Consider the following 24,956-nt stretch of genomic DNA (forward strand, 5'->3'; position numbering starts at 1 on the left):
ATCGAGACTAGCACCGCGCCGCGCGCCTGGCTCCTACGTTCTTGCAATCCCGATGCTCGAAAAAGGCACTTGTGCCGTGTCGCCTAGCGATTGGCCCACCTCGCCCGGGTCGTGCCCGGGGTCGGTGGAAAGGCTCAGGCGCCACGTGCCCGCGGGCAGCGTGAAGGACACGGCCTGCGGACCTGCGTTCACCATCACCAGCCACGCGCTGCCGTTCTCGTCGGTGCCATCGCTGAAGAGGACTGCAAGGGCCGTGCCCGTGCTGTTCCAGTCGGCGGGCGTCATCGGCTCGCCGTCGGGGCGCAGCCAGCGGATGCCCGGTGGCGTGCCCTGCGGCGCTTCGGCCGGCCACCAGCGGGTGCTGCGCAGTGCTGGCGCCTCGCGGCGCAGGGCGGCCAGGCGCGCCACGAAGGCGCTCATGCGGGCGGCGTCGCTGCCAGGGGCGGACGCGCCGATCCATGCGAGCCAGGTGGTTTCGTTGTCCTGGCAGTAGGCGTTGTTGTTGCCCTGCTGGCTGTGGCCGAGTTCGTCGCCGGCCAGCAGCATGGGCGTGCCCTGGGACAGCATCAGCGTGGCGAGCAGCGCGCGCCGCAGGCGACTGCGCAAGGCGAGCACGGCGGGGTCGTCGCTCGGGCCCTCGACGCCGCAGTTGTTGCTCATGTTGTGGCCGTGGCCGTCGCGGTTGTCCTCGCCGTTGGCGAGGTTGTGGCGCTCGTTGTAGCTCACGAGGTCGCGCAGCGTGAAGCCGTCGTGCGCGGTGACGAAGTTGACGCTTGCGGTCGGCGCGCGGCCGTTGCACGCAAACTGGGTGCTGGAGGCGGTGAAGCGATGGGCGAAGTCGCCGAGGCTGGCCTTGTCGTCGTGGTCCTGTCGCAGCCAGAAGCCGCGCTGCGTGTCGCGGTAGCGGTCGTTCCATTCGAGCCAGCCGGGCGGGAACTCGCCCAGCCGGTAGCCGCCCGGGCCGATGTCCCATGGCTCGGCGATGAGCAGCGTGCGCGAGAGCACCGGGTCTTGGGCGATGGCGGCGAAGAAGGGCGCGCGCGCATCGAACCCCCGTTGTGCATCGCGCCCGAGCACCGGGGCGAGATCGAAGCGGAAGCCATCCACGCCCATCTCGCAGGCCCAGAAGCGCAGGCTGTCCATCACCAGCTGCAGCACGCGCGGCTCGCCGAGGTTGAGGCAGTTGCCGCAGCCGGTCCAGTTCTCGTAGAGGGCGCGGTCGTCGGGGCGCAGGTGGTAGTAAAGGGCGTTGTCGATGCCGCGCAGCGAGAGCGTGGGGCCGAGCTCGTCGGTTTCGGCGCTGTGGTTGTAGACGACGTCGATCACCAGTTCCATGCCGCGCGCGTGGATGGCGTCGGCCATGGCGCGGAATTCGCCGGCGGGGGTGGTGCCGGGGCGGCCGCTCCAGTAGCGGGCTTCGGGGGCGAACCAGCCGATGGTGGTGTAGCCCCAGTAGTTGCTCAGGCCCATGTGCTGCAGGCGCTGCTCGTCTGCTCGGTGCTGGACGGGCATGAGGCTCAGGGTTGTGATGCCCAGGGCCTGGAGGTGGTCGAGTACGGCGGGTTCCGCCAGGCCGGCGTAGGTGCCTCTCAGGGCTGCGGGGACGGCGGGGTGGAGCTTTGTCTGGCCTTTTACGTGCAGTTCATAGAGGACTCGGTCGCCTGCTGCGATGCGCGCGTGGCCGGGAGTGGCTGCTGGTGCCGGACCGGGTGCAGTTACCCGGGCCTTGAGGGCGACTGCGGCGTTGTCTCGGGTGTCTCTCTTGTCTGGGTTCGCTGGGTCGTGGCCCAGGAAGATGTCGCTGCCGTCGTAGCTGCCTACGATCTCTTTGGCGTAGGGGTCCAGCAGCAGCTTGGCTGGGTTGAAGCGGGTTCCCTCTTGAGGGGACCAGGGGCCGTGGACTCGGTAGCCGTAGACCAGGCCTGGTCCAGCGCTGGGGAGGTGGCCGTGCCAGATGCCGTCTGTGTGTGTCGGCAGTTTCAGGCGTTGTTGTTCGTTTTTGCCTGTGGTGTCGAAGATGCAGAGTTCTACTGCTTCTGCTGTTGGGGCTGCCAGGGCGAAGTTGACGCCTTGCCTTGAAAGCGTTGCGCCTAAAGGGAAGGGGGTGCCTGGGCTCAGCATGTTGCTTGCATCCGATGGCAGCTGCTTCCCGGGGCCGGGTCTCGGCCCGGCCCCGGAAAACAAACCAGACCCAGGCAATTCAAGCCAACACCCACATCACAGTAGCCAGCGGCGGCACGCTGACAGAAACAGAGTCCGCCTTCCCATGCCAAGGCACAGGAGCGCTTTCGACAACCCCATTGCCAACCCCACTCCCCCCATAAACCGCCCCATCCGTATTGATGATCTCCCGGTAGGAACCGGAGACGGGAACCCCCAACCGATACCCATGCCGAGGCACAGGCGTGAAGTTGCAAACCGCCACAACAAACGCCCCGTCCCGCCCCCGCCGCACGAACGCAAACACCGACTGATCCGCATCGTCATGCACGATCCACTCGAACCCCGCCCCGTCATGGTCAAGCTCGTGCAACGCAGGAAAGTGCCGATACACGTTGTTCAAGTCGCGCACCAGCCGCCGCACCCCCTGATGAGAGACATGCTCCAGCAGATGCCAGTCCAGGCCGCGGTCCGCATTCCACTCCGCGTACTGCGCAAACTCCCCGCCCATGAACAACAACTTCTTGCCGGGATACGCCCAGAGGTACCCGTACAGGTTGCGCAGGCCAGCAAACCTCTGCCACTCGTCCCCGGGCATGCGCCCGATCAGCGAGCCCTTGCCATGCACCACCTCGTCATGCGACAGCGGCAGCACGAAGTTCTCGCTGTGCGCGTACATCAGCCCGAAGGTGATCTGCTGGTGATGGTGCTTGCGATAGACCGGGTCTGTGCCCGCATACGACAGCGTGTCGTTCATCCAGCCCATGTTCCACTTGTAGTGAAACCCCAGCCCGCCGTCTTCCGGCGGACGGGTCACGCCGGGAAAACTCGTCGACTCCTCGGCCAGCGTCACCGCCCCCGGCCGCTCCATACCCACCACGCGGTTCATGCGCCGCAGGAAGTCGATGGCCTCCAGGTTCTCGCGTCCGCCAAGCACGTTCGGCACCCACTCGCCGGCCTTGCGGCTGTAGTCGCGGTACAGCATCGATGCCACCGCATCCACGCGCAGGCCGTCCACGCCGTAGCGCTCCAGCCAGTACAGCGCATTGCCGACCAGGTAGTTGCGCACCTCCGTGCGGGCGTAGTTGAAGATCAGCGTCTGCCAGTCGTTGTGGAAGCCCTCGCGCGGGTCGGCGTACTCGTACAGCGCCGTGCCGTCGAAGCGGCCGAGGCCGTGCGAATCGGTCGGGAAGTGCGCGGGCACCCAGTCGAGGATCACGCCCAGCCCGGCCGCGTGCGCGGCCTCCACGAAATGCCGGAAGTCGCCCGGCGTGCCGAAGCGCGAGGTCGGCGCGTACAGGCCGATCGGCTGGTAGCCCCACGAGCCGTCGAAGGGGTGCTCGGTGATCGGCAGCAGCTCGATGTGCGTGAAGCCCAGGTCGCGCACGTAGGGCACCAGCGTGTCGGCCAGGTCGCGGTAGTCCAGCCATTCGTGGCCGTTCTTGCGGCGCCATGAGCCCAGGTGCACTTCATAGATGCTGATCGGCGCGTGGCGCTCGTTCGCGGCGGCGCGGCCTTCGGGCATCTTCACCGGCGCGGGCAGGGGCTGCACCACGCAGGCCGTGTCGGGCCGCAGCTGCGACGAGAACGCGAAGGGGTCGGCCTTGCGCAGCACCTCGCCCTGCGCCGACAGGATCTCGAACTCGTAGCTGTCGCCAACGGTCACGTGCGGCGCGAAGATCTCCCACACGCCGCACTCGCGGCGCAGCCGCATCATGTGGCGCCGGCCGTCCCAGTTGTTGAAGTTGCCGACCACCGACACGCGCCGCGCATTCGGCGCCCAGACCGCGAAGGCCACGCCCTTCACGCCGTCCATCTCGCGGATGTGCGCGCCCAGCCGCTCCCACGGCCGCAGGTGCGTGCCCTCGGCCAGCAGCCACACATCGGTTTCGCCGAGCACGAACGGAAAGCGATACGGGTCTTCCAGCCGCGAGGTGTGCGCCTCCCAGTCGACCTGGAACGAGTAGCCCATGCGGGCTTCGGCCGCCGGAACCAGCCCGCTGAACAGGTCCGAGCCTTCGTGCCGCGCGAGGATGGCCAGCGGCCAGCCGGTGCGCGAATGCACCACGGCCACGCGCTGCGCGCCGGGTAGCAGCGCGCGCACTTCCAGGCCCTCGGGCCTCTCGTGCGGGCCCAGCACGGCAAACGGATCGCCGTGCTCCGCGCGCATCAGCGCATGGACTTCGGACTCGGGCAGCGGCTTCAAGGGCATGGTGGTCAGCTTCGTCCTTCAACGGCGGGTGTGCCGAAGAAGACGCCGTACGGCGCCAGCGTCAGCATGCGCTTTTCATCCACGGTCTGCGTGACGGCGGTGTGCTCAAGCGGCTGTCCGACGAGAGGCATCAGCCCGTCGGGCAGCGGCATCGATACCGGCTCCCCCCCGAAGTTGAAGACCGCCTGCAGCGAGAGCTTTCCGTCGCGCCGCTCGAAGTGCAGCAGTGGCTCGGGTGCGTCGATGAAGCGGATGCCACCGGTGCGCAGCAGCGGTTGCGTGCGCCGCCAGTGCAGCAGCGTGCGGCTGAAGGCCAGCATCGACCCAGGGTCCGCGGCCTGTCGTCCGGCGGCCAGCGGCAGGTGGGCGCCGTACACCGGCAGCCAGGGCGCGCCGGTGGTGAAGCCGCCGTTCGGCGCCTCGGCGGTCCATGGCATCGGTGTGCGGCAGCCGTCGCGGCCCTTGAACTCGGGCCAGAAGGCGCGGCCGTACGGGTCTTGCAGCAGTTCGAACGGCACTTCGGCCTCGGGCAGGCCCAGTTCCTCGCCCTGGTAGATGCTGGCGCTGCCGCGCAGCGCGAGCAGCAGCGTCAGCCAGAGCCGGTCGCGGCGCGTGTCGGGTGCGCCGCCGTCGCTCCAGCGCGTGGCGACGCGCGGCACGTCGTGGTTCGACATCGCCCAGCAGCCCCAGCCGTTCGTGGGTTCGAGCGCCTCGTCGAGCGCCTCGACCTGGTGGCGCAGGTGCTTGGGACTGTGGTCGGCCGTCAGCAGGCTGAAGCTGTAGGCCTGATGCAGGCGCTTGCCGCGGTCGGTGTATTGCGCCATGACGGGCGGCGCGTTCTCGTCGCCGACCTCGCCCAGCGCCACCGCGCCGTAGCCGTCGAGCAGCCGGCGCAGGCTTTCGAGGAACGCCAGGTTCTCGTGCTGGCTCTTGTCGTACAGATGCTGCTGCATCGCATAGGGGTTGTCGGCGCGCACCGTGCTGACTTCGCCGATCGAGGCCAGCGAGGCCGGCGGGTTGTCGCGCAGCTGCGCGTCGTGAAACTGGTGGTTGCAGGCGTCGAAGCGAAAGCCGTCCACGCCGCGATCGCACCAGAAGCGCACCTCGCCCAGCAGGGCCTCCTGCACTTCGGGGCAATGGAAATTGAGGTCCGGCTGCTCCGCCAGGAAGCTGTGCAGGTAGTACTGCCGCCGGCGCGAATCCCACTGCCAGGCCGAGCCGCCGAACACCGAGAGCCAGTTGGTGGGCGGCGTGCCGTCGGGCTTGGGATCGGCCCACACGTACCAGTCGGCCTTGGGGTTGTCGCGGCTGCTGCGGCTTTCTGCGAACCAGGCGTGCTGGTCGGAGGTGTGCGACAGCACCTGGTCGATGACGAGCTTCAGGCCCAGTTCGTGCATCCGCGCCAGCATGGCGTCGAAGTCGGCCAGCGTGCCGAACATGGGGTCTACGGCGCGGTAGTCGGCCACGTCGTAGCCGAAATCCTTCATCGGCGAACGGAAGAAAGGAGAAACCCAGATGGCATCGACGCCGAGGCTGGCCACGTGCTCGAGCCGGGACGTGATGCCCGGCAGGTCGCCGATGCCGTCGCCGTCGCTGTCCATGAAGCTGCGCGGGTAGATCTGGTAGATCACCGCACCGCGCCACCATTCGCTGCTGTCGGTATTGCTGCCCATGCCGGTCCCTGTGGTCTGAAATCATTGTGGCATGCGAAATTCGGGCCAGTGATACGCAGGTGCGGGGCGGTGGTGCATGGCGCGAAGACCCGTGAAGCTTTCTACACTGGACGCCGCTCCCGCTTTTCAAAATGACGACATCAGATTCCGCTTCTTCTTCCCTCGCCGCGCTCGAAGCGCGGCTTGCCCAGGACCTCGAATACCTCGGCTGGCCCGGGCGCAACTGGATGCCCGCGCGGCAAGTCGGCGGTGAATCCGTGCTCGACGTGGCCGTCATCGGCGGCGGGCAGGCCGGCCTGGCTGCCTCGGTCGCGCTGGCGCAATTGGGCATTCGCGCGGTGGTGTTCGACCGCTCGCCCGCAGGCAGCGAAGGCCCCTGGGCGACCACGGCGCGCATGGAGACGCTGCGCTCGCCCAAGGAGCTCACCGGCCCCGCGCTGGGCCTGCCGTCGCTCACCTTCCGTGCGTGGTTCGAGGCCCAGTTCGGGCTGGAGGCCTGGACGGCGATGGACAAGATCCCGCGCCTGCAGTGGATGGACTATCTGGTCTGGTACCGCCGCGTAATGGGCGTGGACGTGCGCAACGACACGGCCGTGACCGGCATTCATCCGCTGACCGATGCCACCGGCGTGCGCCTGGACCTGCGCACGCCGCAAGGCGAACGCAGCGTGCTGGCGCGCCGGGTCGTCCTCGCCACCGGGCGAGACGGCCTGGGCGGGCCGGCCATTCCCGCTTTCGTCAACGCGCTGCCGCGTTCGAAGTGGGCGCACTCCTCCGACGAGATGGACTACGGCCAGTTCAAGGGCCTGCGCGTGGGCGTGGTCGGCGCGGGCTCTTCGGCCATGGACAGCGCAGGCACCGCGCTGGAGGCCGGCGCGCACAGCGTCGAGCTGCTGATCCGCCGGCCCGACCTGCCGCGCGTCAACAAGGGCAAGGGCGCGGGCGTGCCGGGGCTCACGCAGGGCCACTACGACCTGCCCGACGAACTCAAGTGGCGCATCCGCCACTACATCAACGTGGCAAACGTGCCGCCGCCGCACGGCAGCACGCTGCGGGTGTCGGGGCACGCCAATGCCTTCTTCAACTTCGGCTGCCCGATCCTGGCCATCGAGCCGAAGGGCGATTCGATGCGCGTGTCGACGCCGAAGGGCGACTTCGAATTCGACTTCCTCATCGTCTCGACCGGCTTCAAGGTCGACTGGCCCAACCGCCCCGAGTTCGACGGCATCGCCGCCCAGGTGCGCACCTGGAAAGACCGCTTCGTGCCCGCTCCCGGCGACGAAGATCAGGAACTGGCCGACTCGCCCGACCTCGGGCCGGTCTTCGAATTCCAGGAGCGCGTGCCGGGCGAATGCCCGGGGCTCGGACGCATCCACTGCTTCTGCTACCCGGCGGCGCTGTCGCACGGCACGGTGTCGGGCGACATCCCGGCCATCAGCGACGGCGCCAAGCGGCTGGCGAGCGGCATCGCCAGCCTGTTCTACCGCGAAGACTTCGACCACCACTACGCCAACCTCGAGGCCTACGCCGAGCCGGAACTCTTCGGCGACGAATGGACGCCCGCGCTGCCGCCTCAGGAAAGAAACTGAACCATGACAACCAGCACCCCCACTTCCGATGTGATCGATGCCGCCGTCCCGCTGGCACCAGACCACCCCGCCTGGGCGCTGCGGCGCCAGCGCGACAAGGTCGTCGCCGCGACGCAAGGCAGCTACGACGCGATGTTTTCCCCGGCCGTCGAAGGCCTGTCGGTGAGCGAGCGGCTGCTCGTGGCGCTGCATGCCTGCCGCCTGTCGAAGGCGGACAGCCTTGCTGCGCACTACCGCGACCGGCTGGCGACCGAAGGCGCGGACGATGCCGTGACCGCGGCGGTGGACGCCGGCAAGCCCATAGCCGATGCGCGCTTGCAGGCCGTGCTGGCCTTCACCGGCAAGCTGATCGAACGCCCTATCGAGGGCGACAAGGCGGCCGTGCAATCGCTGGTCGACAGCGGCCTGTCGACGCCCGCCATCGTGGCGATGAGCCAGCTGATCGCCTTCCTGTCGTACCAGATCCGCGTCGCCGCGGGGCTGAAGGCGCTGGCAGCAGTGGAGGCCTTGGCATGACGCAACCGATCCGCATCAAGGGCTTCACCAACGAGGTGCTGAAGTGGACGCCGTGGCTCGACACGGTGAACGTCGACACCGCCACGCCGGCGCAACTGGCGGCGCTGGACGAGATGAGCCCGCAGGCGCGCACATCGCCATACTTTCTGGTGCTGGCGCATCAGCCCGAGATACTGCTGCAGCGCTCGATTGCCTTCAACGCGATCATGTTCGCGCCGGGCGGCATGCCGCGCGCCGAGCGCGAACTGGGTGCCACGGTGGAGTCGCGCGTCAATGGTTGCGTGTACTGCGCCTCGGTGCATGCGCAGCGCTTCGAGCAGCTGGCCAAGCGCAACGACGTGATCTCGCAGGTGTTCGAGGAGCCGGCGGGCGCGGGCACCACGGCACGCGAGAAGGCCATCGTCGAGTTTTCGATCCGTCTTGGCGCGGAGCCCGACAAGGTCACGGCCGACGACGTGCGCGGGTTGAAGGAGGTCGGGCTGAGCGAGCTGGAAATCCTCGACCTGATTCATTCGGTGGCCATCTTCGCCTGGGCCAACCGGCTGATGCTCAACCTCGGGGAGCCGGTGTTCCCCGAAGCAGACGGTTCATAGGCGCGCGAGCAGCCCGGCGACGGTTTCGCTCGCCAGGCCCAGCGGTTCGAGCAAATCGTTCTCGCGGCGGAAGTCGACGCCGTTGACCAGCGAGGCCGCATCCACGATGGTGCGCGTCGCGGGCGTCGACACGCCCGCGATGACGCCTAGCGCCTCGACGAAGGCCAGGCCGTAGGGCATGTCCTCGGTCACGTAGCGGGTGTCGACCTGCGTGGGGCCGGGCGGGCCGCCGCGCTTGGCGTGCAGCTCGGCGGCAATGTCTTCGAGCTTTTCCGACGTGGTGCCGAAGGAGCGCGCGAAATGCGCCTCGATGGGGCCGAGCTCGATGCCGAAGGCTGCCGCCACGGCGCGGCGTTCCTGGTCAAGTGCCTCGATCGCGCGCGACACCCCGGGCGTCATGCAGTGGTACTGCGGCCAGTTCTCGGCGCGCTCGATGCGGGTCCAGTTGAAGACCGCGAGCGGGCCATGCGACTGCGGGTTGACGTTGGCCAGGGCGCTGGCGAGGGCGCTGTCCTGCGCGGAGAAGCCATCGCCGAAGAGGGCGGTGCACAGCGCGACGGCTTCGCCGACTTTTGAGCCGGGCAGGGCGGAGACGCCGACGGCCTTGCGCTGCGTCATCACTTTGACCTGCGTGCCGGACTCGCGGCGCGCGGTCAGAACGGTCGTGCCGAAGCTGGCGACGGTGATCTGCCTGCCCGCGCGGCGGGCTGCTTCATGGAGATAGAGCGACGACAGCGAGGCCATCGAACTGACGATCACGGCCTGGCCATCGCGCAGAGAGGGCAAGAGCGCATCCATCACGCGCTTGTGGCCGTTGACCGGCAGGGCCAACAGCAGTACGTCCGAGGCCGCGCACAGCCCGGCCGCGTCGTCGGCGACCTCGACGGTCACTGAAAACGACTGGATGCCACTGGCCTCCAGTGCCTGCGTGCGCAAGGCTTCTGCTCCCTGGCCGCCCGGCGACCACATGGTGACGCCGCGGCCCGCCTGCCGCAGCCAAGCCGCGCTGGCCAGCGCGATTGCCCCGGTGCCCGCGATGCCGACGCGGTACTTCTTGCCCGAAAACTCAGTCAACCTTGATCCCGCCCTGCTTGATCACCTTCGCCCAGCGCTGGCTGTCTTCCGTCACGACCTTGCCCAAGGCAGCCGGGCCGCCACAGGTGTTCACCGCGCCCAACTGGGCGAAGCGCTGCTTGGTCTCCGGCAGGTTGCACACCTCGAGCAGCGCCGCCGACAGCTTCTCGACGCTCGCCGCCGGCATGCGCGCGGGCGCCATCACGCCGACCCAGACCGGCACTTCCATTCCCGGCAGGCCGGTGGCCTCGCCGATGGTCGGGGCCGAACCCATGCTGGGAAGGGAAACCCGGGAGAAGGTGCCGAGCACGCGCGCCTTGCCGCTGGCGACCATGGGTTCGATCGAGGCCACGCTGGTAACGATGGTCGCCACCTGGCCGCCCAGCAGGTCCGTCATGGCCGGTGCGGCGCCCCGGTAGGGCACGTGCAGCAGGTTCGTGCCGCTCGCCTGCGCCAGCAGTGCCCCGGTCAGGTGCGACACGGTGCCGTTGCCGGTCGAGGCATAGGTCACCTGGCCCGGCCTGGCCTTGGCGTCGCGCAGCACGTCGGCCACCGTCTTGTAGGGGCTCTCGGTGCGCACGGACAGCGTCATCGGCGTGTCGGCCACCAGGGCCACCGGTACCAGTTCGTGCACCGGGTCGTAGGGGAGCTTGGGCTGCAGGTGGGGAGCGATCGTGACCGCACCGCCGGTGGCCAGCAGCACCGTGGCCCCGTCGGTTGCCTTGGCCACCGCGTCGGCGGCCACGATGCCGCCAGCGCCGGCCTTGTTGTCGATGATGACGGGCTGGCCCAGCTTGTCGGTGAGCTTGGCGCCCAGGTAGCGGGCGATCACGTCCTGCGCACCGCCGGTGGCGAAGGGCACGACGATGCGCAGGGGCTTGTCGTTCTGCTGGGCCCACAGGGGCGTGGCGGCGAGGCCGACGGCGGCCGCGAGGCCCAGGGCGAGGTGTTTCAGGCGCAGTTTCATGGTGTTCCAGGCGGTGCGAAAAACCTGTCGGACGGCAGGCGTTACCCGCGCAACACGCAGGTTACGTGCCCCGAGTCTAGAGTCTGCCGGCCGGGGCTTTCGCCCGGGCGCGATAATCCCGCGTTCCCGGCCGCTCCGAGCCGGGCTCTTGCCGAACCGCCATGAATCCCAGCTACAAACCCAGCGACGTCGAGTCCGCTGCCCAGGCGCAATGGAGCGCCGCCGATGCCTACCGCGTCACCGAGGACACGAGCCGCAAGAAGTACTACGCCTGCTCGATGCTGCCGTACCCCAGCGGCAAGCTGCACATGGGCCATGTGCGCAACTACACGATCAACGACATGCTCACGCGCCACCTGCGCATGAGCGGCTACAACGTGCTGATGCCCATGGGCTGGGACGCCTTCGGCCTGCCGGCCGAGAACGCGGCGCTGAAGAACGGCGTGCCGCCGGCCAAGTGGACCTACGAGAACATCGCCTACATGAAGGGCCAGCTCCAGGCCATGGGCCTGGCCATCGACTGGAGCCGCGAGATCGCCACCTGCGACCCCAGCTACTACAAGTGGAACCAGTGGCTGTTCCTGAAGATGCTCGAAAAGGGCATTGCCTATCGCAAGACCCAGGTCGTCAACTGGGACCCGGTCGACCAGACCGTGCTGGCCAACGAGCAGGTGATCGACGGCAAGGGCTGGCGCACCGGTGCCACGGTCGAGCGCCGCGAGATCCCGGGCTACTACCTGAAGATCAGCGACTACGCCGAGGAACTGCTCGAACACACCCAGCACAAGTTGCCGGGCTGGCCCGAGCGCGTCAAGCTGATGCAGGAAAACTGGATCGGCAAGAGCGAGGGCCTGCGCTTCGCCTTCACGCATGACATCAAGGACGCGAGCGGCAAGCCGATCCAGGACGGCCGCATGTACGTGTTCACCACGCGCGCCGACACCATCATGGGTGTGACCTTCTGCGCCGTGGCGCCCGAGCATCCGCTGGCCGCGCACGCCGCCACGCTCGACCCCAAGGTCGCGGCCTTCATCGAGGAGTGCAAGAGCGGCGGCACCACCGAGGCCGAACTCGCCACGCAAGAGAAGAAGGGCGTGCCCACCGGCCTGACCGTCAAGCACCCGATCACCGAGGAGCAGGTGCCCGTGTGGGTCGGCAACTACGTGCTGATCGGCTACGGCGACGGCGCCGTGATGGGCGTGCCCGCGCACGACGAGCGCGACTTCGCCTTCGCCAACAAGTACGGCATCGAGATCATCCAGGTGGTGCTGGTCGACGACGAGCCGCACTTCGACTATCACAAGTGGCAGGACTGGTACGGCGACAAGCAGCGCGGCGTGACCATCAATTCCGACAACTTCAGCGGCATGTCGTACAAGGAGGCCGTGGCCGCCGTGGCGCATGCGCTGGGCCAGAAGGACCTGGGCGAGCTGCAGACCACCTGGCGGCTGCGCGACTGGGGCGTGAGCCGCCAGCGCTACTGGGGCACGCCGATCCCGATCATCCATTGCGACGAACACGGCGCGGTGCCGGTGCCCGAAAAAGACCTGCCCGTGGTACTGCCCACCGACTGCGTGCCGGACGGCTCGGGCAACCCGCTGCACAAGCACGAAGGCTTCCACGCCGGCGTGGTCTGCCCCGTCTGCGGCAAGCCCGCGCGGCGCGAGACCGACACGATGGACACCTTCGTCGATTCGTCGTGGTACTTCATGCGCTACTGCGACCCGAAGAACGAAGAGGCGATGGTGGCCGGCGGCGCCGACTACTGGATGCCGATGGACCAGTACATCGGCGGCATCGAGCACGCCATTCTTCACCTGCTGTACGCGCGCTTCTGGACCAAGGTGATGCGCGACCTCGGCCTCGTGAAGGCCGACGAGCCCTTCAGCAAGCTGCTCACCCAGGGCATGGTGCTCAACCACATCTTCTACAAGCGCAATGAAAAGGGCGGCAAGGACTACTTCCCGCCCAGCGAAGTCACGACGGTGCTCGATGCGCAGGGCCGCATCACCGGCGGCACCACCGCCGACGGCACGAAGGTCGAGTACGGCGGCGTCGGCAAGATGGGCAAGAGCGAACGCAACGGCGTCGACCCGCAGGACCTGATCGAGAAATACGGCGCCGACACCGCGCGCCTGTACACCATGTTCACCGCGCCGCCCGAAGCCACGCTCGAGTGGAACGACGCGGCCGTCGAGGGCAGCTACCGCTTCCTGCGCCGGGTGTGGAATTTCGGCGTGGCGCAGGCGGACGTGGCGCCAGTGGCTGTCAGCGGCCAGACCTTCGGCAAGGGCGCCCAGGCGCTGCGCCGCGAGGTGCACACCGTGCTGCGCCAGATCGACTACGACTACCAGCGCATGCAATACAACACGGTGGTGTCGGGCGCGATGAAGCTGCTCAACGCACTCGAGGGCTTCAAATCCGAGGGCACCCCGGGCGACTTGGCCGCGGTGCGCGAAGGCTTCGGCATCCTGCTGCGCTGCCTGTACCCGGCCACGCCGCACATCGCCCAGCAGCTGTGGAACGAACTCGGCTACGACAAGGACCTGGGCGGCCTGCTCGACGCGCCCTGGCCCGCGGTCGACGTCGGTGCGCTGGTGCAGGACGAGATCGAGCTCATGCTGCAGGTCAACGGCAAGCTGCGCGGCAAGCTCAGCGTGCCGGCCGGCGCATCGAAGGACGAGATCGAGAAGCTCGCGCTTGCCTGCGACGATTTCGTCAACTTCGCCGAAGGCGCGCCGCCCAAGCGCGTGATCGTGGTTCCCGGCCGTCTGGTCAACGTGGTCCTTTGAACGACTCAAGCATGAACACTCGCAATGTCTCGCTGCCGCGCCGCGGCTTTCTTCTCGGATTGACGGCGGCGGGCGCTTCGCTCGGCCTGGCCGGTTGCGGCTTCGAGCTGCGCAAGGCGCCTGTCTTCGCGTTCAAGACGCTGCAGGTGTCGGGCAACTCGGCCATGATCAACCAGATCCGGCGTGAGCTGCGGGCGACGGGCACCGTGACGGTGGTGACGCCCGACACGTCCACCGCCGGTGGTTCGTCTACGGCGCCGGCCGCCGACGTGGTGCTGGAGATCCTGAGCGAGGACCGCAACCGCATCGTGATCTCGACCAATTCGGCCGGCCTGGTGCGCGAGCTGCAGCTTCAGCTGAAGGTGCGCTTCCGCCTGCGCACGCCGGGCGGCAAAGACCTGCTGCCGGCCACCGACGTCTCGCAGACGCGCGACCTGAGCTTCAACGAAACCAACGCGCTGGCCAAGGAAGGCGAAGCCGACCTGCTGTTCCGCGACATGCAGTCGGACATCGCGCAGCAGCTGATGCGCCGCCTGGCGGCCGTCAAGGAACTCTGAGCCCGCGCGCTCCGGCCATTCCATTTCCATGCAACTTGCCAGCGCCCAGCTCGGAGCCCACCTGCAGAAGGGCCTGAAGCCGCTCTACACGATTCACGGCGACGAGCCGCTGCTCGCGCAGGAAGCGGCCGACGCCATCCGCACCGCCGCGCGCGCGCAGGGTTACACCGAGCGCAGCTCTTACACCGTGGCCGGCGCGCACTTCGACTGGAGCGCGGTGCTCGCGGCCGGGGGCTCGCTCTCGCTGTTCGCAGACAAGCAGATCGTCGAGATCCGCATCCCCTCGGGCAAGCCCGGCAAGGACGGCAGCGCGGCCCTTCAGCAGATGGCCGAGTCCGCGCCCGGCAACGACAGCACGCTCACGCTGGTGATGCTGCCGCGGCTGGACAAGGCCACGCGCACCGGCGCCTGGTTCTCGGCGCTGGAGAATAACGGCGCGAGCATCCAGGTCGACCCGATCGAGCGCGGCGCGCTGCCGCAATGGATCGCGCAGCGCCTGGGCCAGCAGGGCCAGCGCGTGATGCCCGGCGACGAAGGCCAGCGCACGCTGCAGTTCTTTGCCGATCGCGTGGAGGGCAACCTGCTCGCCGCGCACCAGGAAATCCAGAAGCTCGCGCTGCTGCACCCGGCCGGCGAGCTGAGCTGGGAGCAGGTCGAAGGTGCGGTCAACAACGTGGCGCGCTACGACGTGTTCAAGCTGTCCGAAGCCGTGCTGGCCGGCAATCCGCAGCGCGTGGCGCGCATGCTCGATGGCCTGCAGGCCGAGGGCGAGGCCGAGGTGCTGGTGCACTACACGATTGCCGAGGACATCCGCGCGCTCAAGCGTGTGAAGGACGCCATGGCCTCGGGACGCCCGCTGCCGATGGCGCTGCGCGAGAACCGCATCTGGGGCCCGCGCGAGCGCGCCTTCGAGCGCGTGCTGCCGCGGCTGGACGACCGCATGCTGACCCGGCTGCTGCGCGCGGCGCATGTGGTGGACGGCATCGTGAAGGGGCTGAGGCAGCCCGACTGGCCCGCCAGTGGCTGGCAGGCCCTGCAGCGGCTGGCGCTGATGCTGTGCCGCGCCTGCTGCAGCGCGGCGACCGCTCCTCGGCGCGCCTGATCCGCTTGGGCGCGATGGCTCCAGCCATCAAAAGGCCCGTGTAAGCCGGGTCACAGGTCGGCGTGGGAAAATGCGTACATGAACGCGTTCAACGTCAGCGAGCACATGCAGACCCTGGGTCTGCAAGCCAAAGCCGCTGCATTCCTCATGGCCCGTGCGGATGCAGCTACCAAAAACATAGCATTGAAGGCGCTGGCCCGGCGTCTGCGCGAAGCCGGCCCGGTGCTGGCGGTCGCCAATCAGAAGGACCTGGAACGCGCCACCGCCGCCGGCCTCTCGGCGCCGATGGTCGATCGTCTCAAGCTCACGCCCAAGGTCATCGAGACCGTGGCCATCGGCTGCGAACAGCTTGCCGGCATGGCCGACGTCATCGGCGAAATCATCGGCATGAAGCAGCAGCCCAGCGGCATCCGCGTGGGCCAGATGCGCGTGCCGATCGGCGTCTTCGGCATGATCTACGAGAGCCGGCCCAACGTGACCATCGAGGCCGCGAGTCTTGCCATCAAGAGCGGCAACGCGGCCATCCTGCGCGGCGGCTCGGAAGCCATCGAGTCGAACAAGGCGCTGGCGCTGCTGGTGTCCGAGGCACTGGCCGAAGCCGGCCTGCCGGTCGAAGCGGTGCAACTGGTGCAGACCACAGACCGCGAGGCCGTCGGCCAACTCATCGCCATGCCCGAGTTCGTCGACGTGATCATTCCGCGCGGCGGCAAGGGGCTGATCGAGCGCATCAGCCGCGACGCCAAGGTGCCGGTCATCAAGCACCTGGACGGCAACTGCCACGTCTACGTGGACGACACGGCCGAGTTCGACATGGCGCTGCGCATCGTCGACAACGCCAAGACCCAGAAGTACAGCCCCTGCAACGCCGCCGAAGGCCTGCTGGTGTCGGCGTCGGTGGCCGACGACTTCCTGCCCGAGATCGCCGCCATCTTCGCGGCCAAGGGTGTGGAAATGCGCTGCGACCCGGTGGCTGCCGCCATCCTGCGCGCCGACGAGGCGCTCGATCCGAAGGCCCGGGTGGTCGATGCGGTCGAGTCCGACTGGTCCGAGGAATACCTGGCCGCCGTCATCAGCATCAAGGTGGTGGCCGGCGTGGACGAGGCCATCGCGCACATCAACCGCTATTCGAGCCATCACACCGATGCCATCGTCACGCGCGACCATGTCCACGCACAGCGCTTCCTGCGCGAGGTCGATTCGGCCAGCGTGATGGTCAATGCGAGCACACGCTTCGCGGATGGCTTCGAGTTCGGGCTGGGCGCCGAAATCGGCATCAGCACCGACAAGTTCCACGCCCGCGGTCCGGTGGGCATCGAAGGACTGACCTCGCTCAAGTACGTGGTGCTGGGGCAGGGCGAAGTCCGGACCTGATCCGATGCGCCCGCGTGCGGTCTTGTCATTGGGGCGGCCATCCCCAAATCCTACAATTCCGCTCCACCTTTAAGCACAAAACCAACAAGGCCGCCGCATGGTTCCGCATCTCGTCACCGCCCTGACCGGCCCGATCAACGAACTGGAGCAGCGGGTGCTCGACTCGATGCCCGCCATCGAGCGCTGGTTCCGGCTCGAGTGGATGGAGCACACGCCGCCGTTCTACAGCGCTGTCGACATCCGCAACGCCGGCTTCAAGCTGGCCCCGGTCGACACCAACCTCTTTCCGGGCGGCTGGAACAATCTCACCAAGGAGATGCTGCCGCTGGCGGTGCAGGCTGCTCAGGCGGCCATCGAGAAGATCTGTCCGGAAGCGCGCAACCTGCTCGTCATTCCGGAAAATCACTCCAAAAATACCTTTTATCTCGCCAACGTCGCGCAACTGGTGCGCATCTTCCACATGGCGGGGCTCAACGTGCGCATCGGGTCGATCGATCCGGCCATCAAGTCGCCCAAGAAGATCGAACTGCCGAACGGCGAGACCGTGACGCTCGAGCCGGTGGTGCGCAGCAAGCGCCGACTGGGGCTGAAGAACTTCGATCCCTGCACAATTTTGCTCAACAACGAGCTTTCTGCGGGAACGCCCGGCATCCTCGAAGACCTGCATGAGCAGTATCTGCTGCCGCCGCTGCACGCAGGCTGGTCGGTGCGCCGCAAGAGCAACCACCTGCACAGCTACGAGGAACTGTCCAAGCGCCTCGGCAAGCTGCTGGGCATCGACCCGTGGCTCATCAACCCGATCTATGCGCGCGCCGAAGGCGTGGATGTGGCCGAGGGGCGCGGCATCGACGTGCTGACCAGCCATGTGGATGCGGTGCTGACCAAGGTGCGCCGCAAGTACAAGGAATACGGCATCAACGAGAAGCCGTTCGTGGTCGTCAAGGGCGGCCACAGCGGTAGCGGCAGCCCGGGCGTGGTGACGGTGCGCGATGCCAAGGACGTCGAGGCGCTGATCGGCAAGCCGCGCGGCACCGCCAGCAGCGCCCCGGCCGGCAAGACCGGCGCCGGCCGCGAGCTGCGCGAACCCACCGAGCTGATCGTCCAGGAAGGCGTGCTCACCAACGAGCGCGTGCACAACGGCGTGGCCGAGCCGGTGGTCTACATGATGGATCGCTACGTTGTCGGCGGTTTCTACCGCGTGCATGCCGAGCGCGCCGCCGACGAAAACCTCAAGCTGCCCGGTGCGAGCTTCGTGCCGCTGGCTTTTTCTGAAAGTGCGCACTTGCCACAGCCCGGCGCCAAGCCTGGCGCCAGCGCGCCCAACCGCTTCTACATGTATGGCGTGGTCGGCCGGCTGGCCATGGTGGCCGCCAGCTACGAGATGGAAGCGACCGATCCGGACGCCGAAATCTACGAATGATTGCCGGGGGCGGCTTGTGGCGGCTTGCGCCGACCACAAGCAACGGCAAAATAGCGGCCCCACAGCAACGGAAACAAAAGGGCGGGAGGGTGACGCAGGTGGACTAAAGTTCACACTTGCCTCGCCCCGGCGTGTCTGACGCGTCGATTCCAGCAGCCTGCCCTTTTCCCATCGACTTCGTGTCAGCCCCCAAAAATCTCTCAGCCGGCCTCATCGTCGGCGCCATCGGCGTCGTCTATGGCGACATCGGCACCAGCGTGCTGTATGCCGTCAAGGAAGTGTTCGGCCACGGCCACGTGCCGTTCACCGTCGAGAACGTCTACGGCATCCTCTCGATGTTCTTCTGGACGCTCACCGTCATCGTCTCCATCAAGTACGTCGTGCTCGTGCTGCGGGCCGACAACGAAGGCGAGGGCGGCCTCGTTGCCATGCTGGCGCTGGCCTCCCGCGCGGTGGCCGACAAGCCCAGGCTGCGCCACCTGCTGCTGGTGGTCGGCATCTTCGGCACTTCGCTCTTCTATGGCGACGGGGTCATCACCCCGGCCATCTCGGTGCTCTCGGCGGTCGAGGGCCTGGAAGTGGTGTCGCCGCACTTCACGCACTACGTGATCCCGCTCACGCTGGTCGTGCTGTTCTGCCTCTTCGTGGTGCAAAAGCGCGGCACGGCGGGCATCGGCAAGTTCTTCGGGCCGATCACGCTCGTGTGGTTCCTGGCGATTGCCGTGCTTGGCGTGTCGCAGATCCTGCACCACCCCGAGATCCTGAAGGCGCTGAACCCGTTCTATGCGCTGAAGTTCATGTGGGACAACCCGGGCACCAGCTTCATCCTGCTGGGCGCCACCGTGCTGTGTGTGACCGGTGCCGAGGCGCTGTACGCCGACCTGGGCCACTTCGGCAAGAGCCCAATCCGCATTGCGTGGTTCTCGGTCGTGATGCCGGCGCTGACGCTCAACTACTTCGGCCAGGGCGCGCTGCTGCTGGAGAACCCCGAGGCGGTGAAGAACCCGTTCTTCATGATGGCGCCCGAATGGGCGCTCATTCCGCTGGTGCTGCTGGCCACGGCGGCCACGGTGATCGCGTCGCAGGCCCTCATCACGGGCGCCTTCAGCGTCACGCGCCAGGTCATCCAGCTGGGCTACCTGCCGCGCCTGAATATCGAGCACACCAGCGTGCGCACGGCGGGCCAGATCTACATTCCGCTGGTCAACTGGGGCCTGTTCGTGGCCATCGTTCTGGCGGTGGTCATGTTCCGCTCGTCGAGCAGCCTGGCCGCGGCCTACGGCATTGCCGTGACCACCGACATGCTGATCACCACGGTGCTGACCTTCTTCGTGATCCGCTATGCGTGGAAGCTTCCGCTGGCGCTGTGCATCGCATCGACAGCGGTCTTCTTCGTGGTCGACTTCCTGTTCTTCGCGTCGAACCTGCTCAAGCTGTTCGAGGGCGGCTGGTTCCCGCTGCTGATCGGCGGCTTCGTCTTCACGCTGATGATGACGTGGAAGGAAGGACGCCGCCTGATGGGCGAGGCGCAGCATGCCGACGCGATCGACCTGAAGTCCTTTCTCGACTCGGTGTTCGTGAGCCCGCCGGCGCGTGTCGACGGCACGGCGGTGTTCCTCACGGCCGAGCCGGGCACCGTGCCGAATGCGTTGCTGCACAACCTGAAGCACAACAAAGTGCTGCACGAACAGAACATGTTCGTCACCGTGCGCAACCACGAGGTGCCGTGGATTCCGATGGACAAGCGCATCGAGATCGAGGCGCTCGGCCACCACTGCTGGCAGATCATCGTGCACTACGGCTTCAAGAACGACATCGACCTGCCGCGCGCGCTCGAAAACGCGCGCATGCGCGGCTGCCAGCTGGAGCCGATGACGACCAGCTACTTCCTGTCGCGCGACGTCGTGATTCCGACGCTCGGCAGCGGCATGGCGCCGTGGCGCGAGAAGCTGTTCGCGCAGATGCACCACAATGCGAGCGGGGCGGCGGCATTCCTGGGGCTGCCGAACAACGCGGTGGTGGAGCTGGGGTCGAAGATCGAGATCTGAGGCTCAGGCAGGGCGCCTCAGTCGAATTCTCCTGGGCGCTCCTTCGCGAGCCCTTCCACGTGCGAGGCGATCGCGCCCGGCGTGGTGAACCAGATGTCGCCCCGGTCGCGCGCCTGCGCCAGGTGCGTGAGTGCGGTGCGCAGGTGCCGCAGCCGATAGGGCTGGCCCACGATGTACGGGTGCAGCGCCAGGCCCATCACCAGCGGCTGCGTGCGCGACTGTTCGAGCATCTCCTCGAAGTTGTCGATCACCATCGAGCTGAAGTCCTTTGCGTCCATCAGGCGGCCGACGATCATCGGAATGTCGTTGAGCTCCTGCGGATATGGCACCGACCACAGCGAGCCGCCGCCGCGCGTGCGCATGCGCAGCGGCTGGTCGTCGTGGCACCAGTTGAGCGTGTAGCTGTAGCTGGTCTCGGCCAGCAGGTCGGGCGTGACGGCGCTTTCCGAAATCCATGGCGAGAGCCAGCCGGCGGGTGCCTGCCCGCTCTCGCGCACCATGCGTTCGCGGCAGCGCTGCAGCAGCGCGCGTTCGTGCACTTCGTCGAGCGCGCCCTGGCGCTCGGCATTGCTGTGGCCGTGGCCGATCAGCTCGTCGCCGCGCGCCACCAGCGCCTGGACCAGCTCGGGGCAGTGGTCGTACAGCGCGGTGTTGACGAGCGCGCCGGTGGGCAGCGCGAGCGCGTCGAACAGCTCCAGGCAGCGCCACGCGCCGACGCGGTTGCCGTACTCGCGCCAGCCGTGGTTGAGCACGTCGGGTTGCGGCGAGGCCGGGCCGATGCATGCGCCCAGCCCGTCGCCGAAGGCGAAGTGTTCGACGTTGAAGCCGATGTACACCGCCAGCCGCGCGCCGTTCGGCCACACGTAGTCGGGCCGCCGCGTGATGGGCCGGTAGTCGAAGCGGTCGTGCGTGGGAAGCCGGTCGGGCCAGCGCGTCGTCATGCCAGGGGCCTCATCACAGCACGGCGAGGCCGGCGCGCACCAGCAGCCATTCGGCGCTGTCGTTCCACACGTCCATCTGCACGATCAGGCCATGGCGCACCACGTAGCGGTCGACATAGCGATTGCCTTCGAAGGCCGTGCCGTCGGGCCATGCGCCGTAGAGCGTGCCGAGGCTGTAGACCACCGTTTCCTCGGGCGTTCCGCCGGCCACCGTTTCGGTGCGCTCGATCTTCTTCTTGACCCACGCATAGCGCTTTGCGTTGAAGGCGGAGGTGTCGCCGGGCGCCTGCATTGGCCGGTTGCCTGTAAAGCGGATGCGGATGCCGGGCGCGGTGAAGCGGGAGGCCGACTCCGGGTCGGGAATCATCACCAGGCGAAGGAACTCGTCGACCACGGCGGCGGGGTCGAGCGCGGGGTTGCTCTGCTGCGAAACGGATGCGTCCACGGGGTTCTCCAATCTTGCTGGGCCATGGCGGTGCACGGCGGGATGTCGCGACTGGGTTCGTGCAATTCCCGTGCCTGATGGTTGACATTATGGAATTCAGATTGTTGACAATCTTGTGCTGCCGGCCTCCCGGCACAATCGCCCGATGCGATTCCCCAAGCTCGGCCGGACGCATGAAGAAAAGGCCCCAGTCGGCAAGGACATCGCCGCTTCCGGCAACATCGCGCCCGATATCCCGGTGGCAGCCGTCGCTCCCGGCACCGCAAGAAAGAACGCCTGATGAAAAACATCCTCTTCGTCGCCGATCCGCTCGATCACTTCAAGATCTACAAGGACACGACCTTCTCGATGATGCGCGAGGCCCAGCGCCGCGGCCACCGCATCGCGGCCTGCCTGCCGCAGGACATTCAGTGGAAGTCGGGCGGCGTGGTCACGGCCACGGTGCAGCAGATCACGCTGACCGGCGACCCGAAAGATTGGTACAGCGTCGACATCACCGAAGCCAAGGCGCTGAAGGACTTCGACGCCGTGCTGATGCGCAAGGACCCGCCCTTCGACGCCGAGTACATCTACGCCACGCACCTGCTGGAGCAGGCCGAGCGCGAGGGCGCGCAGGTGGTGAACAAGCCGCGCGCGCTGCGCGACCACCCCGAGAAGCTCGCGATCATGGAGTTTCCGCAGTTCACCACGCCCACGCTGGTAACGCGCAGCTCGCAGGCCGTGCGCGACTTCCACGCCGAGCACGGCGACATCATCCTGAAGCCGCTCGACGGCATGGGCGGCATGGGCATCTTCCGCGTGCGGCAAGACGCGCTGAACCTCGGCTCCATCGTCGAGACGCTCAACAAGGACGGCGCAGAGACGATCATGGTGCAACGCTTCGTGCCCGAGATCGTGCAGGGCGACAAGCGCATCCTGATCATCGCGGGAGAGCCGGCGCCCTTCGTGCTGGCGCGCATTCCGCAGGGCACCGAGGTGCGCGGCAACCTGGCTGCGGGCGGCAAGGGCGTGGCGCAACCGCTGACTGCGCGCAACCGCGAGATCGCCGAGACCGTGGGCCGTGCGCTCGCGCCGCGCGGGCTGCTGCTGATCGGGCTCGACGTGATCGGCGACTCGGTGACCGAGATCAACGTGACCAGCCCGACCTGCTTCCAGGAGATCACCGAACAGACCGGCTTCGACGTGCCGGCGATGTTCATCGATGCGCTGGAAGAGACCCTGCGCACGCAGGGCCGCTGACGCAGCAGGTCAGAAGTCGATGGTGCCGCTCACCGCGAAGGTGCGTGGCGCGCCCAGCACCAGGTAGTTGCTGCCCTGCGTGCCGCCCACCGAGGCCCAGTACGACTTGTTGAACAGGTTGTCGATGCGGGCGCGCAGCGTGAGCGCGCGGCCGTTGCCGAGGTCGACCAGGTAGCGCGCGCCGATATCGAAGCGCGTCCACGACGGCACCGACTGCGTGTTGGTGGCGTTGGCGTACTGCTTCGAGGTGTACAGCACGCGTGCGTTCAGCGACAGGTTGCGCAGGCCGGGCACGTCCCATTCGGCGCCGAGGTTGGCCTGCTGCTTGGCCACGCCGATGGCGGTGAGACCGTCGGTCGCGCCGCCTTGCGTGTTCTTCTGCTTGGCGTCGAGCAGCGTCAGCCCACCGAGCAAGCGCAGGCCCTTGGTGGGCTGGCCGAACACCGAGAACTCCAGGCCCTGGTTGCGCTGCTTGCCGTACAGGCCGTAGGTCTGGCCCGAGTAGTAGTAGGTGGGCTGGTCCGTGGTGAAGAACGCGGCGCTGGCGCCGAGCGTGCCGCCGTCGTACTTGACGCCGACTTCCTTCTGCTTGGCCTGGTAGGGCGCAAAGATTTCGCCGGCGTTGGTGACGGGACGGTTGTTCACCGTGGTGCCCGCGACGTTGCCCTTGACGAGGCCTTCGATGTAGTTGGCGTAGGCCGAGACAGTCGGCGTGATCTTGAACACGACGCCGGCCACCGGCGTGGTCTTGCTCTTGTCGTAGGTGCTCGTCTGCTTGAGCGTGGTGTAGGCGAAGCTGGTCTGCTCGATGGTCTGGCGACGCGCGCCGAGGGTGACGAGCAGGCGGTCGTCCATGAAGGACATGGTGTCGGCGATGGCCACGCTCGAGGTGTCGATCTTGTCGGTCAGGCGCGGGTCTTCCAGCGTGTTGCCGGTGAAGGCGTTGGCGACCGGGTATGCCGTTGCGTACGGTGCGTAGATGTTGTTGCGGATGGTGCCGCGCGAGATCGTGTACGCGTTGTCGCGGTCGTTGCTGTACTTGGCGACCGAGGCCACCACCGTGTGTTTCACCGGGCCGGTCGCGAAGTTGCCGCGCACGCCGAGCTCGGCGGTGCCGATGCGGTCCTTGCGGGTGTTGCTGAAGCGAGTGTTGCTCGTGTTGCCGAACGAGTCGGTGAGCGTGGGGTTCGACAGCACGTTGTCTTCGTCGCTGCGGCGCACGCCGCCGGCGGCCCAGGCCGTGATGTTGTCGGTGATGTCGACTTCGCCGCGGAAGGTGGCGAACTTGTCCTTTTCCTTCGAGTAGGTCCAGGGCTGGGCGAAGTTGGTGCGGGCGTCGGGCGCGCGGGGGATCGGCAGCGTGGACGAGGGCGTCAGGCTCGGGCGGCCGTCTTTCAGGTCGTAGTCCTGGTAGCCGAAGTCGGCCGACAGGCGCACGTTGCGGTTGTGCCAGTCGAGGCCCACGCCGAAGGCGCTGAGCTGCTGGCTTTCGTTCTTCACGCCGGTGCCGCCTTCACGGCGCACAGCGTTCACGCGAATGCCCAGGCTGTCGTCGGGACCGAATCGGCGGGCCAGGTCGAGGTTGACGAAGCCCTGGCCGCCGGTCTGCACGCCGAAGCCGACGCGGGTGAGCGGCTCGTTGGGCGCGCGCTTGGGCAGCAGGTTGATCGCGCCGCCGATGCCGCTGCCGCCGGGCGCGGCGCCGTTCAGGAAGGTGTTGGCGCCGCGGAACACCTCCACGCGCTCGAAGAACTCAGAGGCGATGTACTGGCGCGGCAGCATGCCGTAGAGGCCGTTGTACGAGACGTCGTCCGAGTAGACGGGGAAGCCGCGCACCACGTACAGCTCCTGGAAGTTGCCGAAGCCGCGCGCCTGGCGCACCGACGGGTCGTTCAGCAGCACGTCGGCCACGCTCTTGGCCTGCTGGTCCTGGATCAGTTCGTTGGTGTAGTTGGTGCTGGAGAACGGTGTGCTCATCATGTCCTGGTTGCCCAGGATGCCGACCCGCCCGCCGCGCGCCACCTGGCCGCCCGCATAGGGCTTGGTCAGGCCTTCGGCCGATGCATCGGCGCTGGCTTCCACGGTCACCGTGGAGAGCGTGCCGCTGGCCGCTGCCGCAGCCGGCTCGGCAGTGGTGGTTTGGGCCAGGGCGGCCACGGTGTTGAGCGCGAGCAGCGACGCGACCACGGTCGGCCGGAGGAAGAAGCGGGGAGCGGGCATGGACGATCCGGATAAGATGCAAATGAGAACGGTTATT

General features: G+C 67.5%; 19 protein-coding genes. 11 read left to right on the forward strand and 8 right to left on the reverse strand.

Annotated elements, in window-relative coordinates; genetic code table 11:
* Positions 1-33: 33 nt before the first annotated feature.
* From glgX to ACTG4X_RS03710, 3 genes are all read right to left on the reverse strand, one after another.
* Positions 34-2,121, reverse strand: a complete 2,088-nt coding sequence (gene glgX, locus ACTG4X_RS03700; protein ID WP_097200464.1) for a glycogen debranching protein GlgX — start codon at positions 2,119-2,121, stop codon at positions 34-36.
* A 79-nt stretch (positions 2,122-2,200) separates the two neighbouring features.
* Positions 2,201-4,372, reverse strand: coding sequence for a 1,4-alpha-glucan branching protein GlgB (gene glgB / locus ACTG4X_RS03705; RefSeq protein WP_097200463.1), 2,172 nt, complete (start codon positions 4,370-4,372; stop codon positions 2,201-2,203).
* 5 nt (positions 4,373-4,377) lie between these two features.
* Positions 4,378-6,045 carry an alpha-glucosidase gene (locus ACTG4X_RS03710; RefSeq protein ID WP_097200462.1) on the reverse strand — a complete coding sequence of 556 codons (1,668 nt, stop codon included), beginning with the start codon at positions 6,043-6,045 and terminating at the stop codon, positions 4,378-4,380.
* Between the two features lie 131 nt (positions 6,046-6,176).
* Between ACTG4X_RS03710 and ACTG4X_RS03715 the strand changes: the two genes are divergently transcribed.
* The 3 genes from ACTG4X_RS03715 to ACTG4X_RS03725 are packed head-to-tail and all read left to right on the forward strand — an operon-like array spanning position 6,177 to position 8,743.
* A complete protein-coding gene (locus tag ACTG4X_RS03715; protein ID WP_440533233.1) occupies positions 6,177-7,634 on the forward strand; it encodes an NAD(P)-binding domain-containing protein in 1,458 nt (485 codons plus the stop codon).
* 3 nt (positions 7,635-7,637) lie between these two features.
* Positions 7,638-8,150, forward strand: a complete 513-nt coding sequence (locus ACTG4X_RS03720) for a CMD domain-containing protein (RefSeq protein ID WP_097200460.1) — start codon at positions 7,638-7,640, stop codon at positions 8,148-8,150.
* On the forward strand, positions 8,147-8,743 hold the full coding sequence (locus ACTG4X_RS03725; RefSeq protein WP_097200459.1) for a peroxidase-related enzyme: 597 nt from the start codon (positions 8,147-8,149) through the stop codon (positions 8,741-8,743). The genes ACTG4X_RS03720 and ACTG4X_RS03725 overlap by 4 nt, the downstream gene beginning before the upstream one ends.
* On the opposite strand, the gene ACTG4X_RS03730 is transcribed toward ACTG4X_RS03725, so the two are convergent.
* Together ACTG4X_RS03730 and ACTG4X_RS03735 are read right to left on the reverse strand one after the other, a co-directional pair.
* Entirely contained in the window at positions 8,738-9,817 is a 1,080-nt protein-coding gene (locus ACTG4X_RS03730; RefSeq protein ID WP_440533234.1) for an NAD/NADP octopine/nopaline dehydrogenase family protein, read from the reverse strand. The two genes, ACTG4X_RS03725 and ACTG4X_RS03730, sit on opposite strands and share 6 nt — an antisense overlap.
* A complete protein-coding gene (locus ACTG4X_RS03735; RefSeq protein WP_097200457.1) occupies positions 9,810-10,784 on the reverse strand; it encodes a Bug family tripartite tricarboxylate transporter substrate binding protein in 975 nt (324 codons plus the stop codon). Before ACTG4X_RS03735 ends, ACTG4X_RS03730 begins: the two co-directional genes overlap by 8 nt.
* A 161-nt stretch (positions 10,785-10,945) precedes the next feature.
* Between ACTG4X_RS03735 and leuS the strand changes: the two genes are divergently transcribed.
* The 6 genes from leuS (at position 10,946) to ACTG4X_RS03765 (ending at position 20,074) form a co-directional block, all read left to right on the forward strand.
* Positions 10,946-13,576 carry a leucine--tRNA ligase gene (gene leuS, locus ACTG4X_RS03740; RefSeq protein WP_440533235.1) on the forward strand — a complete coding sequence of 877 codons (2,631 nt, stop codon included), beginning with the start codon at positions 10,946-10,948 and terminating at the stop codon, positions 13,574-13,576.
* An 11-nt stretch (positions 13,577-13,587) separates the two neighbouring features.
* Positions 13,588-14,133: an LPS-assembly lipoprotein LptE gene (locus ACTG4X_RS03745; RefSeq protein WP_440533236.1), complete on the forward strand. Its 546-nt coding sequence runs from the start codon at positions 13,588-13,590 to the stop codon at positions 14,131-14,133.
* Positions 14,134-14,161: 28 nt separating this feature from the next.
* Positions 14,162-15,235, forward strand: a complete 1,074-nt coding sequence (gene holA, locus ACTG4X_RS03750) for a DNA polymerase III subunit delta (protein WP_440533237.1) — start codon at positions 14,162-14,164, stop codon at positions 15,233-15,235.
* Positions 15,236-15,313: 78 nt separating this feature from the next.
* Positions 15,314-16,606 carry a glutamate-5-semialdehyde dehydrogenase gene (locus tag ACTG4X_RS03755; protein ID WP_440533238.1) on the forward strand — a complete coding sequence of 431 codons (1,293 nt, stop codon included), beginning with the start codon at positions 15,314-15,316 and terminating at the stop codon, positions 16,604-16,606.
* 97 nt (positions 16,607-16,703) lie between these two features.
* Positions 16,704-18,026, forward strand: a complete 1,323-nt coding sequence (gshA, locus tag ACTG4X_RS03760; RefSeq protein WP_093054024.1) for a glutamate--cysteine ligase — start codon at positions 16,704-16,706, stop codon at positions 18,024-18,026.
* Between the two features lie 179 nt (positions 18,027-18,205).
* Positions 18,206-20,074 (forward strand): potassium transporter Kup, encoded by a 1,869-nt coding sequence (locus ACTG4X_RS03765; protein WP_093054026.1) that lies wholly within the window; start codon positions 18,206-18,208, stop codon positions 20,072-20,074.
* Between the two features lie 17 nt (positions 20,075-20,091).
* Here the strand turns inward: ACTG4X_RS03765 and ACTG4X_RS03770 are convergent, their stop codons facing one another.
* Positions 20,092-21,015 carry a polysaccharide deacetylase family protein gene (locus tag ACTG4X_RS03770; protein ID WP_440533239.1) on the reverse strand — a complete coding sequence of 308 codons (924 nt, stop codon included), beginning with the start codon at positions 21,013-21,015 and terminating at the stop codon, positions 20,092-20,094.
* Positions 21,016-21,028: 13 nt separating this feature from the next.
* Positions 21,029-21,460: a hypothetical protein gene (locus ACTG4X_RS03775; protein ID WP_093077170.1), complete on the reverse strand. Its 432-nt coding sequence runs from the start codon at positions 21,458-21,460 to the stop codon at positions 21,029-21,031.
* A 145-nt stretch (positions 21,461-21,605) separates the two neighbouring features.
* Between ACTG4X_RS03775 and ACTG4X_RS03780 the strand changes: the two genes are divergently transcribed.
* The gene (locus ACTG4X_RS03780; RefSeq protein WP_440533240.1) at positions 21,606-21,740 is read left to right on the forward strand and encodes a hypothetical protein; all 135 of its coding nucleotides are present in this window, start codon (positions 21,606-21,608) and stop codon (positions 21,738-21,740) included.
* Positions 21,740-22,699, forward strand: coding sequence for a glutathione synthase (gene gshB, locus ACTG4X_RS03785; RefSeq protein ID WP_093054030.1), 960 nt, complete (start codon positions 21,740-21,742; stop codon positions 22,697-22,699). The genes ACTG4X_RS03780 and gshB overlap by 1 nt, the downstream gene beginning before the upstream one ends.
* A gap of 9 nt (positions 22,700-22,708) precedes the next feature.
* Here the strand turns inward: gshB and ACTG4X_RS03790 are convergent, their stop codons facing one another.
* Positions 22,709-24,919 (reverse strand): TonB-dependent receptor, encoded by a 2,211-nt coding sequence (locus ACTG4X_RS03790; RefSeq protein ID WP_440533241.1) that lies wholly within the window; start codon positions 24,917-24,919, stop codon positions 22,709-22,711.
* Between the last annotated feature and the right edge of the window lie 37 nt (positions 24,920-24,956).

It is taken from the genome of Variovorax sp. YR566 (genome assembly GCF_051992195.1).
In the GTDB taxonomy this organism is placed as follows: domain Bacteria; phylum Pseudomonadota; class Gammaproteobacteria; order Burkholderiales; family Burkholderiaceae_C; genus Variovorax.

What these genes read in the sequence shown, in the direction of transcription:
- glgX (WP_097200464.1), bottom strand. Translation starts at nt 2,121, where the DNA reads ATGCTGAGCCCAGGCACCCCCTTCCCTTTAGGCGCAACGCTTTCAAGG.
- glgB (WP_097200463.1), bottom strand. Translation starts at nt 4,372, where the DNA reads ATGCCCTTGAAGCCGCTGCCCGAGTCCGAAGTCCATGCGCTGATGCGC.
- ACTG4X_RS03710 (WP_097200462.1), bottom strand. Translation starts at nt 6,045, where the DNA reads ATGGGCAGCAATACCGACAGCAGCGAATGGTGGCGCGGTGCGGTGATC.
- ACTG4X_RS03715 (WP_440533233.1), top strand. Translation starts at nt 6,177, where the DNA reads ATGACGACATCAGATTCCGCTTCTTCTTCCCTCGCCGCGCTCGAAGCG.
- ACTG4X_RS03720 (WP_097200460.1), top strand. Translation starts at nt 7,638, where the DNA reads ATGACAACCAGCACCCCCACTTCCGATGTGATCGATGCCGCCGTCCCG.
- ACTG4X_RS03725 (WP_097200459.1), top strand. Translation starts at nt 8,147, where the DNA reads ATGACGCAACCGATCCGCATCAAGGGCTTCACCAACGAGGTGCTGAAG.
- ACTG4X_RS03735 (WP_097200457.1), bottom strand. Translation starts at nt 10,784, where the DNA reads ATGAAACTGCGCCTGAAACACCTCGCCCTGGGCCTCGCGGCCGCCGTC.
- leuS (WP_440533235.1), top strand. Translation starts at nt 10,946, where the DNA reads ATGAATCCCAGCTACAAACCCAGCGACGTCGAGTCCGCTGCCCAGGCG.
- ACTG4X_RS03745 (WP_440533236.1), top strand. Translation starts at nt 13,588, where the DNA reads ATGAACACTCGCAATGTCTCGCTGCCGCGCCGCGGCTTTCTTCTCGGA.
- holA (WP_440533237.1), top strand. Translation starts at nt 14,162, where the DNA reads ATGCAACTTGCCAGCGCCCAGCTCGGAGCCCACCTGCAGAAGGGCCTG.
- ACTG4X_RS03755 (WP_440533238.1), top strand. Translation starts at nt 15,314, where the DNA reads ATGAACGCGTTCAACGTCAGCGAGCACATGCAGACCCTGGGTCTGCAA.
- gshA (WP_093054024.1), top strand. Translation starts at nt 16,704, where the DNA reads ATGGTTCCGCATCTCGTCACCGCCCTGACCGGCCCGATCAACGAACTG.
- ACTG4X_RS03770 (WP_440533239.1), bottom strand. Translation starts at nt 21,015, where the DNA reads ATGACGACGCGCTGGCCCGACCGGCTTCCCACGCACGACCGCTTCGAC.
- ACTG4X_RS03780 (WP_440533240.1), top strand. Translation starts at nt 21,606, where the DNA reads ATGCGATTCCCCAAGCTCGGCCGGACGCATGAAGAAAAGGCCCCAGTC.
- gshB (WP_093054030.1), top strand. Translation starts at nt 21,740, where the DNA reads ATGAAAAACATCCTCTTCGTCGCCGATCCGCTCGATCACTTCAAGATC.
- ACTG4X_RS03790 (WP_440533241.1), bottom strand. Translation starts at nt 24,919, where the DNA reads ATGCCCGCTCCCCGCTTCTTCCTCCGGCCGACCGTGGTCGCGTCGCTG.